Annotated in this window: 14 protein-coding genes and 1 pseudogene; 11 read left to right on the top strand and 4 right to left on the bottom strand. The window is 41.0% G+C overall.

What is annotated here, in order from left to right:
* Window positions 1-81: 81 nt before the first annotated feature.
* The 3 genes from JCM10991_RS03205 to JCM10991_RS12450 all read left to right on the top strand — a co-directional run bounded on the left by JCM10991_RS03205 (window position 82) and on the right by JCM10991_RS12450 (window position 2,405).
* Entirely contained in the window at window positions 82-1,197 is a 1,116-nt protein-coding gene (locus tag JCM10991_RS03205) for a YibE/F family protein (RefSeq protein ID WP_025020536.1), read from the top strand.
* Window positions 1,184-1,951 (top strand): YibE/F family protein, encoded by a 768-nt coding sequence (locus tag JCM10991_RS03200; RefSeq protein WP_025020535.1) that lies wholly within the window; start codon window positions 1,184-1,186, stop codon window positions 1,949-1,951. Before JCM10991_RS03205 ends, JCM10991_RS03200 begins: the two co-directional genes overlap by 14 nt.
* Before the next feature lie 85 nt (window positions 1,952-2,036).
* Window positions 2,037-2,405 (top strand): DUF3899 domain-containing protein, encoded by a 369-nt coding sequence (locus tag JCM10991_RS12450; RefSeq protein WP_225349908.1) that lies wholly within the window; start codon window positions 2,037-2,039, stop codon window positions 2,403-2,405.
* Here JCM10991_RS12450 and JCM10991_RS03190 read toward each other — a convergent pair.
* Window positions 2,402-3,742: an HD domain-containing protein gene (locus JCM10991_RS03190; protein ID WP_023859813.1), complete on the bottom strand. Its 1,341-nt coding sequence runs from the start codon at window positions 3,740-3,742 to the stop codon at window positions 2,402-2,404. The genes JCM10991_RS12450 and JCM10991_RS03190 overlap by 4 nt on opposite strands.
* A gap of 122 nt (window positions 3,743-3,864) precedes the next feature.
* On the opposite strand from JCM10991_RS03190, the gene JCM10991_RS03185 reads away from it, so the two are divergent.
* From JCM10991_RS03185 to JCM10991_RS14325, 8 genes and pseudogenes are all read left to right on the top strand, one after another.
* Window positions 3,865-4,293, top strand: coding sequence for a YwiB family protein (locus JCM10991_RS03185; RefSeq protein ID WP_025020533.1), 429 nt, complete (start codon window positions 3,865-3,867; stop codon window positions 4,291-4,293).
* Window positions 4,294-4,337: 44 nt separating this feature from the next.
* Window positions 4,338-4,904, top strand: coding sequence for a DNA-directed RNA polymerase subunit delta (gene rpoE, locus JCM10991_RS03180; RefSeq protein WP_025020532.1), 567 nt, complete (start codon window positions 4,338-4,340; stop codon window positions 4,902-4,904).
* A gap of 183 nt (window positions 4,905-5,087) precedes the next feature.
* Complete coding sequence (pyrG, locus tag JCM10991_RS03175) at window positions 5,088-6,683, top strand: CTP synthase (RefSeq protein WP_023859816.1); 1,596 nt, start codon at window positions 5,088-5,090, stop codon at window positions 6,681-6,683.
* A 256-nt stretch (window positions 6,684-6,939) separates the two neighbouring features.
* Window positions 6,940-8,202, top strand: coding sequence for a UDP-N-acetylglucosamine 1-carboxyvinyltransferase (murA, locus tag JCM10991_RS03170; protein ID WP_025020531.1), 1,263 nt, complete (start codon window positions 6,940-6,942; stop codon window positions 8,200-8,202).
* A 17-nt stretch (window positions 8,203-8,219) separates the two neighbouring features.
* Window positions 8,220-9,614 carry a transcription termination factor Rho gene (rho, locus tag JCM10991_RS03165; protein WP_023859818.1) on the top strand — a complete coding sequence of 465 codons (1,395 nt, stop codon included), beginning with the start codon at window positions 8,220-8,222 and terminating at the stop codon, window positions 9,612-9,614.
* 104 nt (window positions 9,615-9,718) lie between these two features.
* Window positions 9,719-9,970 (top strand): type B 50S ribosomal protein L31, encoded by a 252-nt coding sequence (locus tag JCM10991_RS03160; protein ID WP_025020529.1) that lies wholly within the window; start codon window positions 9,719-9,721, stop codon window positions 9,968-9,970.
* 194 nt (window positions 9,971-10,164) lie between these two features.
* A pseudogene (locus tag JCM10991_RS12445) lies at window positions 10,165-11,498 on the top strand (NCS2 family permease).
* Between the two features lie 597 nt (window positions 11,499-12,095).
* The gene (locus JCM10991_RS14325; protein WP_305068725.1) at window positions 12,096-12,617 is read left to right on the top strand and encodes an IS982 family transposase; all 522 of its coding nucleotides are present in this window, start codon (window positions 12,096-12,098) and stop codon (window positions 12,615-12,617) included.
* 34 nt (window positions 12,618-12,651) lie between these two features.
* Here the strand turns inward: JCM10991_RS14325 and JCM10991_RS03145 are convergent, their stop codons facing one another.
* The 3 genes from JCM10991_RS03145 to JCM10991_RS12435 form a co-directional block, all read right to left on the bottom strand.
* Complete coding sequence (locus JCM10991_RS03145) at window positions 12,652-12,954, bottom strand: DUF1310 family protein (RefSeq protein ID WP_025020528.1); 303 nt, start codon at window positions 12,952-12,954, stop codon at window positions 12,652-12,654.
* Window positions 12,955-13,165: 211 nt separating this feature from the next.
* Window positions 13,166-14,533, bottom strand: coding sequence for an FAD-dependent oxidoreductase (locus tag JCM10991_RS03140; RefSeq protein WP_025020527.1), 1,368 nt, complete (start codon window positions 14,531-14,533; stop codon window positions 13,166-13,168).
* Window positions 14,534-14,727: 194 nt separating this feature from the next.
* A complete protein-coding gene (locus JCM10991_RS12435) occupies window positions 14,728-15,339 on the bottom strand; it encodes an IS30 family transposase (protein WP_225349911.1) in 612 nt (203 codons plus the stop codon).
* Window positions 15,340-15,462: the final 123 nt, after the last annotated feature.

Here is a 15,462-nt window from a genome sequence, read left to right as displayed (position 1 = left end):
TGGTTAAAAATTAACCAAAGGCTTTTATTTTGCCTACGAGCGTGTTACTTTAGGCTTAGTTTGCAGTAAGGGAGTCTTTTTGTGTTAAAAAATAAAAGCGCACGTTTACTTGAAGTTGTCGCTTTGTTATTGTTGGGTTTGGTTATTTATGTTGTTACTAGCCATGATGCTTTTTTATACCAGCAACCAATTGGTCAGGTGGTTAAGGTAAACAATGGTCCCGGACAAGCGCAAAGCGATGAATTTGATAATCACGATCGCGTTACTAGTCAGTATTTAAAACTGAAAATCTTAAATGGAAAATATCGTAATTGGAGCGTAAATTTAAAAAATAATTATTCTAAATCAGGAGCATTGGACCAGAAATTCAAGGTTGGTCAACAAATATTCTTGGATGTCCATCAGGTTAAAAAGGGCAAGATTAATGCTAGTATCGCAACTTATAAACGAGATACTTACCTACTGATGTTATGTTGGTTAATTTTTAGTCTGTTGTTTTTAACCATGCGTTTTCAAGGTTTACGTTCCTTGTTTAGCGTGGCCATTAATTTTGTGATTTTCCTTGCTTTGGTTCAATTTGATGTCGCCTGGAATCAGACTTATTTCTTTTGGATTTTCGCTTTGGGAGCCCTGATTTTTACAGGTCTCTCTTTAGTGATTGTGCTGGGCTTCAATAAGCAATGTTGGGTAACTTTTAGTTCGATTATTATTGGGACGGGCTTAGGCCTCTTGTTAGGCTATGGAGCTTTGTGGTTAACTGATAGCAAAGGTCTTCATTATGAAGCTTTAGACATGGCGACTCAAGACCCCGAACAATTATTTTTCTCAATTACCTTAATTGGGTTGTTGGGGGCTGTGATGGATGCGGCCACTGACATTGTTTCGACTGTTTTTGAAATGAAGGCTTCCATGCCAGAAGTTTCTAAGACCCAATTATTTAAATCGGGTCACCAAGTTGGTAAGTCTATCATGGGTCCGCTAATTAATGTCTTGTTTTTAGTTTTCTTTGCGGAAAGTTTTGCCATAGGAGTGCTTTATTTTCGGACGGGTAATACTATTGCTTATACCTTTGAATGGACCATGTCACTTGGAGTAGTTCAATCTTTGATTAGTGGGATTGGTATTGCCTTAGTGGTACCGACAGCCGCCTTTTTGGCAGCTCAAGCTTTAGGAGGGAAAAAAGATGTCAGCCATTAGTTTATTAGCCCTAATTTTATTGGTGGTTATGACCATAGTGGGGGGAAAACAAGGATTAGTGGGTTACTTTAGTGTTGTATTGAACTTTGTAATTTTGTTTATCACAATTTTGTTGATAGCTAGTGGTTTTGCCCCCTTAAGTGTAAGTATTTTTGCGGGTGTCACCATCCTCGCGATTACCATCTATATGGGAAATAATAACGAAAATGTGACCAACTTAGCTTTTATTGCTACCGTATTGGTGATGGCTGTAGTTATGGTGGTGATTATTGGTTTTGATAAAGTTTTACAAATTCATGGTTTTGCCAATGAACAATCAGAAGAAATTGAGGCCTTTAATCTTTTAATCGGGGTTTCTTTTGAACAATTAGCAATTGCTACCACCATGTTAGCGACTTTAGGTGCAATTGCCGAAGCGGCGATTGCAGTGGCTAGTGGCTTGGAGGAGTTGCTAGAACAACAACCGGACATGTTGCTTCGTCAACTTTATAAAAGTGGACGCACAATTGGTTTTCAGATTATGGGAATGACTTTCAATACTTTATTTTTTGGGATGTTTGGAAGCAATCTCGCACTTTTTATCTTATTAGATAAATTGGGTGCTAAACCATCATACTATCTCAATTCCAAGATTTTTGTCGGCCAATGTGTTGAGGTCTTATATTCTTCCTTGGCGGTTATTTTGGTTATTTGGCTCACTACTTATTTAGTAGGTCGTCGCCACTATAAAAAACAAGGTCATAAAGCAGCTTAAAAAAAGCTCCACTTTTTTGCAGTGGAGCTTTTGCATTTGTCCTTGGTCTTTGCTACACTAAAGAAAAAATTAAGGATGAGATGCGATGATAGATAACTTTAAAAATAAAATCGTCCTCCCACTAACGGGAACAGTGGGTGCGGTGGCTTTTTTAGTGGCTTTAATTGGTCGTTTCACTAGTCAGGCCCGCTTACTATCGGATATTTTCTTCATGGGTGGCTTAACTTTGGTTTGTCTGGCGATTATTAATATTTTGCTATATGCCAGTTTAATGAGTGGCTGGTTTAAGAGCCAGCGCAAGGGAGAACGGGATGAAGATTACCAAAAACGTAAAATTGATGTGCATACCGTTGCTAGTAAGAAGAATAGTCCCATCCACTTTGATAAGTTTGCCGCTAATACTTTGTTCTTAGGGATTTTGGCAATTATTTTAGCAATCCTGTTGACAGTTTAAACGATATGGTCGTTTTTGATATGTTGAGCAAACTCTAAATAAACTGGCATGAAAATATCGAGATTTTGATTTTGGGCTAACATCTCTTTGGGAAAGAAGAAACGCTCATCTCCGCTTTGCCGTCCGGTAATAGCCTTAACTAGGGCGCTTTCCTGGGAAAGTTCGGCAGTGGAACCGTCCTTTTGGCGTAGGCGAATTTGAGTGGGTTTTTTATCCTTGCGTGGATTATAAACATCGTAAGGCAGGTCGAAGCTATCATTGACGGCGGTGTAATAAAGCGGATCAAACCCTGCATCGGTTACTAGTTGCCGTAATTCGGGTAAGAGGGCTTGCGTTTCCATAGAGGTCTTAACGCTCTTGAATGGTTGACGATCTAAGAAACGAGTGGCTAAATTGCTTAAAACGGGGTCGTCATGGTTACGCCAAAGCTCAAAGCAAGTGTTTAAAATACCGTCATCCAAGGCGAGGTAGTTTTGTAAGGTAAAAGTTCCATTAAAGAAGGGGTGCAGGAACTGCTGACTTAGTGGGTCATTTAACTTACCATCTTCAAATAAGTGGTGGGCACGTGATAAGAGGTGGTCTAGGATAACTTCCATCGCGCGAGAAACGGGGTGGAAGTAGACTTGTTGGTACATTTGAAAACGACTAACGATGTAGTCTTCGACGGCATGCATCCCATTGATATCAAAAATGATACCCTTACTATCGGGGCGCATTACCCGTAAAATACGAGTCAAATCAAAGGTTCCGTAATTAGCGCCAGTAAAGTAGGAATCCCGCAGGAGATAGTCCATGCGGTCAGCGTCAATTTGACTAGAAATCATTTGGACAACTTGGGGATTAGGATAGGTCTTGGTAATCACGGAGGCTACCTTTTCAGGGAAGTCTGGAGCTACGTTTTTTAAAACCTGATTGATTTGGGTTTCAGGGTTGGTGATAATTGCCACAGTCATTTCTTCGTGATTAGTTTTGAAGATGTGTTCAAAGGTGTGGGAGTAAGCACCATGTCCTAAATCGTGCAGTAAAGCGGCGCATAAGGCAACCAAACGCTCGTCGTCATTCCAAAGGCCATCGTTTGGACTTTTTGAAGGATAATTGCGTAAGAAGAGATCGCAAATCCGGCGGGTGATTTCATACACTCCGACGCTGTGGGTGAAACGACTGTGTTCGGCTCCGTGAAAGGTGAGATTGGTTGTGCCTAACTGCTTAATGCGTCGCAAACGTTGAAATTCACGGGTATTAATCAAGTCAACAATGACCTGATGTTGTAAATAAATGTAATTATGGATTGGGTCGCGGAGGACTTTTTCTTTGGTTAAAAGAATGGTATTTTGCATAGGCAACCTACTTTCTACTAAGAGTACTTAAGTCCATTATAAGCTTTCTAGCGGGTCCGTCAAAGTCTGATTGACCCGGTTAAGCTTAAGATGGTAACATTTGAAACAAAGTGAGGAAAAAAATGGAAGTGAAATCACAAAAAGTTAGGGTTCATTTACGAACCAAACAAGTTCAAGATGGCCAAACCACCTTGTTCAATCAAAAGTTTACAGGGGAATTAACCCAAAAAGATGATAAATATTATTTGCGTTATATAGAGGAAAATGAAAATGGGCAAGCCCAAGTGATACTAAAAATTAGTGCAGCAGAGGTTTTACTAACCCGGAAGCAAGAACAGTTGCGTTTGCAAATGCAATTAAGCGCTGGCCAAACTTTAGCGGCACGTTATCATACCGCGTTTGGCAAATTAGACCTTCAAGCACAAACACAAAAATTATTGATTGAGCTAGATGAAGTGGAAACCAAAGGTGTAATTAAGGCTGATTATCAGCTTTATTCTGGGCAAGAACTATTAGGTGACTATAAATTACGATTGCATTTTACAAATTAATATTGTAAGATGAAGAGTAGACTGTGGAAAGGACGTGTACCAGTTTGGAGCTTGAAGAATTTAAAAATGTAAACAAAAATGAATTATCAATGGTGGAAGTAGCCCACGCAGTTTTAAGACACGAAGGACAAACTATGTCTTTTGCGGACTTAACAAATGCGATTCAAGAATACTTAGGTAAAAGTGACGCCGAAATTCGTGAACGCTTGTCGCAATTCTATACTGACTTAAACGTCGATGGAAGCTTCATTTCATTAGGTGACAACACCTGGGGTTTACGTTCGTGGTATCCATTCGACTCAATCGACGAAGCGCTCGTGCATTCTGAAGATGACGATGATACGGCGAAGAAAAACACCAAAGTTAACGCCTTTATGGATGATGACGCTCAAGATGATGATGTTATCGACTATGATGACGAAGATGATGATGACGACCAAGAAGAAAACGACGTCTACGATGACGAAGATGACGATGATAATGAATTGAAAGATTACAGTCGTGATCTTGAAGGCATAGATGACGAAGATGATGATTTGGATGGCGGTTTAGAAGATCAACTTTCAACCATCTCTGACGAAGATGCCTTTGCATCCGAAGACGACGAATAATATATTTTTACTTGACGCAAATCCTTAAAGCATGTAGAATGCTATATGGGCGCTTCAGTTTTTGCTGAAGCAAGCGTACGGAAGATACAAGCTCCCTATTCATGAGTGGATAGGGAGCTTGTTGTTTTTATTTTTAACGTATCTTACCCAATAAAATCATAAATTATAAAGGAGTATTTTCTAATGACCAAATATATTTTTGTTACCGGTGGGGTTGTTTCTTCATTAGGTAAAGGGATTGTTGCAGCTTCCTTAGGTCGCTTATTAAAAAATCGGGGTTTAAAGGTAACAATCCAAAAATTTGATCCATACATTAACGTTGACCCAGGAACCATGAGTCCGTACCAACACGGGGAAGTTTTCGTGACTGATGATGGTACGGAAACAGACTTAGACCTTGGCCACTACGAACGTTTTATTGATATTAATTTAAACAAATACTCCAACGTGACGACTGGTAAGATCTATTCAGAAGTTTTAAAGAAGGAACGTCGCGGGGACTACCTGGGTGCAACTGTGCAAGTTATCCCACACATCACTAATATGATTAAAGAAAAAATCATGCGCGCCGGTACGGTGACTGATGCTGATGTGGTGATTACCGAAGTTGGTGGAACGGTAGGGGATATTGAATCCTTACCATTCTTGGAAGCTTTACGACAAATGAAGTCCGAAGTTGGGGCTGATAATGTAACTTATATCCACACGACTTTAGTGCCTTATATCAAGGCTGCTGGAGAAATGAAGACCAAGCCAACTCAACACTCTGTGAAGGAATTACGTGGTTTGGGAATCCAACCTAACATCTTAGTTGTACGGACGGAACAACCAATTTCTCAAAGTATGCGCAACAAGATTGCTAACTTCTGTGACGTGGAACCGGAAGCGGTCATCGAATCCATGGACGTGGATACTTTATACCAAATTCCTTTGAACTTACAAGCTCAAGGTATGGATGAGATTGTCTGCAAAAAGTTACACTTAGATACTCCAGCGGCTGATATGACAGAATGGACAGCTTTGAAGGATCGCGTCCAAAACCTTGAAGGTGTAGTCAAGATTGGGTTAGTTGGGAAGTATGTCCAATTGCCAGATGCTTACATCTCTGTGAATGAAGCTTTGAAGCACGCCGGTTACCAAATTAATGCCAAGGTGGAAATTGACTTTATTGATGCCGAAAACATTACGGCAGAAAATGCTGAAGAAGAATTACAAGCTTACGATGGGATTATCGTTCCTGGCGGTTTCGGGGACCGTGGTTTAGAAGGAATGATTCAATCCATTCGTTACGCTCGGGAAAACAACGTACCATTCTTGGGAATCTGCTTAGGAATGCAAATGGCATGTATTGAATTTGCCCGCGATGTGGCTGGAATTGAAGATGCCAACACCCAAGAGGTCACTCCAGATGGCAAGAATAATGTGATTGCCTTAATGGCCGACCAAGAAGATGTGGAAAACATGGGTGGTACCCAACGGTTAGGGCTTTACCCATGTAAGTTGAAGCCAGGTACGGTTGCAGCGGCAGCTTACGATAACCAAGATGTTATTCAAGAACGTCACCGTCACCGTTACGAATTTAACAACAAGTACCGTGACCTCTTGAGTGAAAAAGGCTTAACCTTTGCAGGGACCTCCCCTGACAACCGTTTAGTGGAAGTTGTGGAAGTTAGTGACCACAAGTTCTTCGTGGCCGCTCAATACCACCCTGAATTCTTATCCCGGCCACAACGTCCAGAAGGGCTATTCAAAGCCTTTGTGACTGCTAGTGCTAACTAATTGTATTTGAAGCGCAAAAAAGTTTTTGTTAAGCAGGAACTTTTTCGCGCTTTTTTTGTAATAAAGAAAAAATTTCCTAATTTTTACAAATTTAATCTGATATCCATTGAAAGAAAGAAATTAATTTTGTAAACTGAAGAAAGGTGCTTTCTTGCGCCTTGAAATTGCCGGCTGAAACGTGAGTGATTAATCCGGTAAAACGATTTATATTAAATACAACTTAGAAAGCAAAAGTGTTTTGTTGAGAGGAACATAAATGAAAAAAATGATTGTCAGAGGCGGGCAAAAACTCGCTGGTGAAGTGACGATTGGTGGTGCAAAAAATAGTACTGTAGCTTTGATTCCCGCAGCAATTTTAGCCGATACACCGGTGAAATTGGATTCGGTGCCTAATATTTTGGACGTCCAAAACTTGATGCGGATTTTAAAAGCGATGAATGTTGAATCAAGTTTTCGACATGGGGTTTTAGAAATTGACCCAACGCAAATTGAAGAAAGTTCCTTGCCAGGAGATGCCATTCGTTCTTTACGGGCCTCCTATTATTTTATGGGGGCGTTATTAGGTAAATTTGGTCAAGCTACGGTGAGTTTTCCTGGGGGCGATAATATCGGTCCCCGTCCGATTGATCAGCATATTAAGGGTTTTAAGGCCTTAGGAGCTAAAGTTGAAGAAGACGGTAACCAAGTACGCATCACGACGGGCCCAGAGGGGCTAAAGGGTGCGCGGGTCTTCTTTGACTTGGTTTCTGTCGGGGCAACGATTAATGTTTTATTGGCTGCGGTGCGCGCCAAAGGTACGACCATTATGGAAAATGTGGCGCGAGAACCAGAAATTATCGACTTAGCAACATTTTTGAATAACATGGGGGCTAAGATTCGTGGGGCTGGAACCAACGAAATTCGGATCCAAGGGGTGGATCGCTTAGAAGCCAAAAACATCCACACTGTTATTCCGGACCGGATTGAGGCGGGAACTTACTTGGCTTTTGCGGCCGCTAATGGTGAAGGTGTGACCGTAAAAAATGTTATTCCCGAACACTTAGATCCGTTTATTTCAAAAATGGTGGAGATGGGTGTTGAGTTAGAAATCGGCGAAGACCAAATTTATGTACCGGGTGGCGATAATTTGAAACCCATCACCATCACAACGTCACCTTTCCCAGGTTTTGCGACGGACTTACAACAACCAATTACGCCTCTTTTAATGAAGGCTAAGGGTCAATCAATGATTATTGACACCCTTTACCCCGAAAGGGTAAAACACATTGCAGAAATGAATCGTATGGGTGGTAACATTGCCAGTGCCAATGGCGTTATCACGGTCCAAGAATCAAGGGACCTTCATGGGGCCACGGTTGATGCTTGCGAAATTCGGGCTGGTGTGTCTCTCGTAGGACTAGGCTTGATGTCACATGGGACAACGGTGATTGAAAATGCTGAACACATTTTGCGCGGTTACGATCGGATTGTGGAAAAATTCAAAGGTTTGTCCGTTGACTTGGAAGTTGTCGGTAATTAGTAGGTGAAGGTGAGATAATGGTAGAAAAGCAGACCGATAATAGACGTTATTCTAAGCGAAAATCTGAGCGTGAGCTAACTGAAAGCGAACGAGCTCAAATTACGGAAGCACGCAAAGATGTTATCTCAACCTTACAAGCTAAGTCATTGGCGGCATTGTATGCGGATGCGGATAAGTATGGTCTAGATGCGTCAGACATGAGTCGTCAGGAATTAATTATCGCAGTGGCACAGGCCATGGCTGATCAAGACGGGCATTATTTTATCGAAGGGGTTTTAGAAATTATGCACCCTCAAGATAAGGATCCTTACGGCTTTTTAAGACCGGTTAACTATGGTCCTTCCCGAGAAGATCTATATGTATCGTATTCCCAATTACGACTTGGTTTACGCCAGGGAGACCTTTTATCGGGAATTGCACGTCCGGCTCGTCTGGGGCAAAATGGAGCTCTCCTTTGGGTAGATAAGGTCAATAATAAAGCACCGGGTCAAGCGCGCTTGCGCCCACCTTTTAAGGGCTTGACGGCTATTTATCCCGAAGAACAAATTAAATTAACCACGACGCCAACTCGTTTAGCAACGAGGTTGATTGATATTTTTGCGCCGATTGGTTTTGGTCAACGTTCCCTGATTGTGGCGCCTCCTAAGGCGGGTAAGACTTCTTTATTGAAAGAAATTGCTCAAGGAATTAGTAAAAACTATCCTGAGGCTCACTTGATTATGTTATTAATTGATGAGCGACCTGAAGAGGTAACGGAATTAGAAAGAACTATTAAGGGTGAAGTGGTTTATTCGACCTTTGATCAAAGACCAGAAAATCATTTGCGGGTGGCGGATTTGGTCTTACAAAGAGCGCAAAGGTTGGTCGAAGAAGGCGAAGATGTCATTATCCTCATGGATTCTTTGACGCGATTAGCACGGGCGGCTAATATTGTGGAAAAGCCTAGTGGGCGGACTCTATCCGGTGGGGTGGATCCGGCAGCTTTGTATCGGCCGAAGCGTTTCTTTGGGGCAGCACGTAATGTCGAAGAAGGCGGAAGTTTAACCATTATCGCAACTGCTTTGGTTGAAACTGGTAGTCGCATGGATGAAGTGATTTTTGAAGAATTCAAAGGCACAGGGAATCAAGAAATCCGTCTTGACCGTACTTTAGCGGAAAGACGGGTCTTTCCAGCGATTGATATTAAAGCTTCCTCGACGCGGCGGGAAGAATTGTTACTTGACCGGCAAGTTTTGAAAGCTAGCTGGGCGTTACGTGATCACTTCAGTCGTACTTATGATAGTCGTGAGGGTAGCTTTACTCGTGAAATCGATCAAACACAACAGATGCGTACGCTCTTAGCTAAACTCAAGCAAAGCTCTAGTAATCGGGTCTTTTGTCGGGAAGTTTTGGCACAAGAAAAGCAAAAATAAGATTGCACTTGCCTAAAAAACATGTTATGATAAGGCTTGTTGTAATATGACAGAAAATAACTCTGGTTCAGCAAATGAATCAGGGCACAAGGAGAGAATTTAAAATGAAACAAGGCATTCACCCAGAATACCACGAAGTTGTTTTCATGGACTCAGCTACAGGCTACAAGTTTGTTTCTGGTTCAACAAAGACTTCTGATGAAACAGTTGAATTTGAAGGTAAAACTTACCCATTGATTCGGGTTGAAATTTCTTCTGACTCCCACCCATTCTACACAGGACGTCAAAAGTTTACTCAAGCCGATGGTCGTGTGGACCGCTTCAACAAGAAGTACGGTTTTACTTCAAACAACTAGGCAACATAGTAAAAGGAGAGCTGAACGTAGGTTCGGTTCTTTTTTTGTGTTTTTAGCCTTGGTATTAGGACTTAATAGCTAAAAATGCGAAGATTAAATAAAATTAAGCTAAAATTTAAATGTTTTTATGAACATTGGCGTTGGAATATGGTAAACTCTTTAGGTGACACTTATCATAAATAAGGAGAATTATTGTGAATGCAATTAAAGCTTATTTTTTTAATGTAAAGGACGAACATGGTGACGTCCAAACATTAGAGACCAGTATCAAACGAGAATTTCTAGCAGGATTCACTACTTTTATATCCATGTGCTATATCCTCTTTGTTAATCCAACAGTCCTAGGGGCTTCAGGAATGGACAAGGGAGCGGTCTTTACGGCAACGGCCTTAGCGGCTGCTTTTGGTTCTTTTATGATGGGGATTGTGGCCAAGTATCCGATTGCCATGCGCCATCTTTAGGGATTAACGCCTTTTTCGCTTACTCAGTTTGTATCGGGATGAAGATTCCTTGGGAAACAACTTTGGCAGGTTCTTTTGTAGCGGCGGTTATTTTCGTGATTATTTCAGCGACTCCTTTGCGGGAAGCCGTGATTAACGCTATTCCCCGTGATTTGAAATTTGCTATTTCTGCCGGAATTGGGATGTTTATTGCCTTTATTGGCTTACAAGGTGGGGGCTTTGTCGTCAAAGATGCTTCTACTTTAGTAACTTTGGGAAGCTTTTCCGGGCAAACCTGGATGACTGTCATTGGTTTGATTGTGACAGCTATTTTGATGATTATCAATGTGCCAGGGGCCATTTTTATAGGGATGGTTATCGCCACGATTTTTGGCATTAGCACCGGTTTAATGCCCATGCCACACCACATCGTCTCAGCGGCCCCAAGTTTAGCACCAACTTTTGGGCAAGCCTTTACCCACCTTTCGGAAGTTAATTCTATTCAAATGGTAATTGTGGTCTTGACTTTTCTTTTGGTTTGTTTCTTTGATACAGCCGGGACTTTAGTTGGTTTAACCACTCAAGCTGGTATTACTAGCCGGGATGGGCGGATTCCACGGATTGGGAAGGCTTTGATTTCTGATTCAGTAGCGATGCTATTTGGTTCAATTTTAGGGACTTCACCTGCTGGAGCTTATGTCGAATCCTCAGCTGGGATTGCCGTGGGTGGTCGTTCTGGTTTGACTGCGGTGGTTACTGGGATTTTCTTTGTAATCGGGATGTTCTTCTCCCCACTTTTAACGGTTGTTTCTGGATATGTAACCGCACCGGCTTTGATTATTGTCGGGGTTTTAATGGCCGGTAACTTAGCGCGTATCGAATGGAATCAATTAGAGATTGCTATTCCTGCTTTCTTGATTATTGCGGGGATGCCCTTGACTTATTCCATTGCTGATGGTTTAGCATTAGGTTTTATCATGTATCCAATTACTATGTTGGCAGCTAAGCGTGGTAAGGAAGTTCCCGTCTTAATGTATGCTTTATTTTTTGTCTTTATTATTTTCCTTTGGGTTTTGAGTAAGGACTAAATCTTTTAGCCATAATTCGTAATCAGTGAAGATTACGAATTATTTTTTTACAGATATAAAGCAGGAAGTAGTACTTGTGCGTCCCTACGAAAATAGTGCCTTTTTATTTGGCTCAGTACGGAGGTGTTTTTCGTAAAGAAAAAACAGAGCTTTAAGCAAAGTTTATTTGCCTTATAGAGGATAAAAGATATACAAATATACATATATATTTGTATATAAATATATACTGTGCGTGGTGCTAGTTAAAAATTGTAAGATAAAAAGTCTAACATGGTGTAAACTCTTAAGTGATCAAACTATAGGAGTTGTTACATACCATGTTAGACCACTTAAATTTTAAAGAAAAACGCGCGACATTACTTTGAGAAAATTGCTCGTTTCTTGTATGCCAACCTATGTCCCACTAGCTTAAAATCTCGTAAGAGCAGTCATTTAGCACTAAATTCCGATACTGAGGTATTGACACTCATGCTTTACCAAAATGCAATTGGTGTTAATTCACAACGTAAATTTTATCGGGTATTTAGGACGTCTTTCCCAGAAAAGACATTATTAAGCCGTTCACGTTTTAATCGGCGTTCTCGTTAACTCTTACCGGTGCTTGCTATAATGCGTCGCAGATTAGTTGAAATTAGCGGACCTGGAGCTGACATTGCCATTATAGATAGCTTCCCGATGCCTTTATCAATGTCACATAGACGGTACACCACAAAAATTTTCAAGGATATTGCAGATGTCGGTAAAAACACGACAAAGAACGTAAAGTTCTACGGTTTTAAAGCTCATGTAATGACATCAGCTACAGGTATAGTTCTGAATTACAGTATCACCAAAGCATCAATTCATGATGTAAGGGTAGCACCTGAACTAATCGCTGAAAGGCCATGCAAGAATATCCTTGCGGATATGGGCTATATTGGTGAAGCTTATGCCAAGGATTTAGGCTATAATTTCTGGACCCCATATCGCTCTAATATGAAGGGTGCAAAGGGGCAAAATAGTTACGATTTAATTCGCTGTAGAGGTAAGATAGAGCGTTGTTTTTCGATTTTAAACAGTAATTATGACATCGAAAAGAATCGCGCCCGTTCTTTGACAGGTTTTCAAATTCTTTATTGATGTACAATTTAGGATTCTATGACTTGCCAATCAACTAGCACCACGCACAACCTTTATTATCATTTATAATAAGGGTGACATCTGTGTCAAACATTGGATTCTTTTTTATACTGCTGTAATCCACCTTATAAGATTTCATTTTATCTGCGTACGGAAAATCCTCTTTATTTCGTTTATAACTTTCAAGACACTCATCAAACGCCTTATGCGCTTCCTCACTCTTCACAATTTTGACCATTTGATAATGTTGATATCTGTCCACTGCGTAGATTCCTCCTATTAAAAGCACCCAAAAGGCCACTACTCCCGCTAAAGCTATTAATACTCTTTTTAACATAAAATCTTCCTTTCTTGGGCACCTTTAATATAGCAGACAATCAATTTATATATCAAAGAATTTATTCTTATAAACCTTGATATATAGGAACTTACGGATAATTAACTTATCTTATAATTTATGTATAGTCACGACTTTTTGTTATAATAACGTTTGCGTGAAACGACAAAAAAAGGCACCTCACATTACATGAAGTACCTCGGTCTTTATCTTAGAATCTTGCCCAACCTAAGGCGTGTTGTGCCGCCAAATTCAGTAAACTCCATTGACGGTCGTAGCCTGGTTGGAAGAAGAAGTCGGCCTCAGCCAAATCTTCCAAGCTTAATTTATGTTCAATCGCTAGTGATAAGACATTGGTTTGGGCGGTGATATCATCACTAGATAAGACTGCCCCACCTAAAATTTGGTGACTATCTGGATCAAAAGTTAAGCTGACGTATACTTTGGCATTGTCTTTTTCTGGAACGTATGCCGGACGTTTGGAATCTTCATAAAGTGAAGTCGCAATCTTCTTGCCAATTCTTCCAGCAGAAAAGGTGTTTAACCCTGCTGAAGCCCCGTGTAAGTCAAAGACACCAAATGCTGAAGAGCCCACCACTCCTTTAAATGGACGGGATGGCTTACTTTCAAAGAGGTGACTGGCAAGATACATGGCTTCACGGCGTGCGGTTGTTGCCAAAGCGACGGGCATGTGAGCTTGACCTGGGATGGACCATGGTAAGATAGCATCCCCAATTGCGTAAACATCAGGGAGATTAGTGCGCAAGTAAGCATCTGTTTGGATAAAGCCCCGATCAGTTAAATCAACGGTGCCCTCAAGCCATTTTGTATTTGGTTTAACTCCGGCTGCGACAATTACTAAGTCTGTATCAACTTGACCCTTGTCCGTCTTTATAGCTGTGACCTTACCATCCCCTTCAAAGGCTTCAATTTTAGCCCCTAAGACCTGGGTGACATGGTGCTTTTCAAGTTCAGCTGCGACAAGGTCTGCCAATTCATCGTTGACATAATTGCCCATTGGTTTGTCAATCATATCTAAGAGCGTGACATTACGCCCAGCATTGGCGAAGACTTCGACGGCTTCAATCCCGATATTTCCGGCCCCAATCACCGCAACATTCTTGATAGCGGGATTGTTCAAAGCAGATTTAATCTTGCCGGCCCAGTCATATCCACGCATGAGGTAGATATTTTCAAGGTCATTTCCTGGGACAGGTAGCGTTTGAGGGGTTACCCCAGAACTAAGAATTAACTTATCGTAGGAAACCTCTTCTTCTTGGTCAGTTAAAACGTCTTTAACGATTACTGTCTTCTTATCAGCGTTAATCTTTGTGACTTGGTGATTGTTGAAAATTCGCCCTCCCTTAGCTTCAAGGTCAGCAGGGGCGAAGTTTCGCACATCATCTTTAGCGGTTGCCTTATCTTCCAAGTACAACTGCATCCCGCAAGACATGAAAGAGACAAAATCACCCGCTTCATAGATTGTGACATCAACATTATCGTACTTGTCTAAAAGTTCAAGTGCGCTTTGGTGGCCACCATGTGAGGCTCCGACAATGATAACTTTTTGTTTTTCCATAATAAACACCTCTTAATCTTGACGAAAAAACATTGTTTACAACTTAAATATAGTTCTTCTCGAAAGCGATGTCAATTGTTTTCGTAAGACAGATTGCAAGAAATAAATTGAACAAATTATGAACGGTAATGCTCCATAAAGACTTCAAGTGGTGTTCGCCAGTTTAAACACTTGAGTGGCATCGTATTCATTGTCTAGTTAATCCGCATTAGTTCCTCATCACTAACTTCTTCAATTGGACATCCCTTAGGGATAAAGCGGCGTAAAGCACGGTTACGATTCTCGTTAGCTCCACGTTCATGTGGCGCGTAAGCGTGGGCAAAGTAAACGTCAATATCAGACTGTTCTTCGACTTGCTTGTAACCTGAGAATTCCTTCCCATGGTCTACAGCAATCGACTTCATACCTTTAGTTCCTAACTTTTCAGCTAAGTTAAGGATAGCTTCCGTCATGGCAGCACTATTACGGTCGCTTAAACGTGTCACAATATAGAGGCGACTCATACGCTCTAAAAACGTTCCTAAAGCTTGTCCTTTAGTCTTACCTGAAAGAACTGTATCGCCCTCAAAATGGCTAAAAACAAGTTGCTTATTAACATCTTTAGGACGGACTTCAATGGACTTACCTTGTTGAGTAGCTTTCCCTCTAGTTTCAGCTGCACGTCTTCTACGAATTCCTTTATCTAGAAGGTTTTCTAGCTGAATATCAAGTAAGTTATTATCAATCCAGTTATAGATTGATTTGAAGCAAAATTTACTCTTAGACATAGCCGCAACTGTTTCGGGAGCCCAATGAGAGTCCTTGATTTTACTTTCGATATCATCCTTTTAGGATTCTATGACTTGCCAATCAACTAGCACCACGCACATACTAACAATTAGTACATTATGATAATCAATATTCCTTATTGTGGACATCTGTTATTAACT

Origin of the sequence: Ligilactobacillus equi DSM 15833 = JCM 10991 (assembly GCF_000615765.1) — a bacterium.
Lineage (GTDB): Bacteria > Bacillota > Bacilli > Lactobacillales > Lactobacillaceae > Ligilactobacillus > Ligilactobacillus equi.
Note: the sequence above shows the minus strand (reverse complement) of the source record. Positions and strands in the feature narration are given on the sequence as shown.

Excerpts from the sequence above, each read along its gene's own strand:
- JCM10991_RS03145 (WP_025020528.1), bottom strand. The coding sequence starts at position 12,954 with ATGTTAAAAAGAGTATTAATAGCTTTAGCGGGAGTAGTGGCCTTTTGG.
- rho (WP_023859818.1), top strand. The coding sequence starts at position 8,220 with ATGGTAGAAAAGCAGACCGATAATAGACGTTATTCTAAGCGAAAATCT.
- murA (WP_025020531.1), top strand. The coding sequence starts at position 6,940 with ATGAAAAAAATGATTGTCAGAGGCGGGCAAAAACTCGCTGGTGAAGTG.
- JCM10991_RS03185 (WP_025020533.1), top strand. The coding sequence starts at position 3,865 with ATGGAAGTGAAATCACAAAAAGTTAGGGTTCATTTACGAACCAAACAA.
- JCM10991_RS03190 (WP_023859813.1), bottom strand. The coding sequence starts at position 3,742 with ATGCAAAATACCATTCTTTTAACCAAAGAAAAAGTCCTCCGCGACCCA.
- pyrG (WP_023859816.1), top strand. The coding sequence starts at position 5,088 with ATGACCAAATATATTTTTGTTACCGGTGGGGTTGTTTCTTCATTAGGT.
- JCM10991_RS03200 (WP_025020535.1), top strand. The coding sequence starts at position 1,184 with ATGTCAGCCATTAGTTTATTAGCCCTAATTTTATTGGTGGTTATGACC.
- JCM10991_RS12450 (WP_225349908.1), top strand. The coding sequence starts at position 2,037 with ATGATAGATAACTTTAAAAATAAAATCGTCCTCCCACTAACGGGAACA.
- JCM10991_RS03160 (WP_025020529.1), top strand. The coding sequence starts at position 9,719 with ATGAAACAAGGCATTCACCCAGAATACCACGAAGTTGTTTTCATGGAC.
- JCM10991_RS03140 (WP_025020527.1), bottom strand. The coding sequence starts at position 14,533 with ATGGAAAAACAAAAAGTTATCATTGTCGGAGCCTCACATGGTGGCCAC.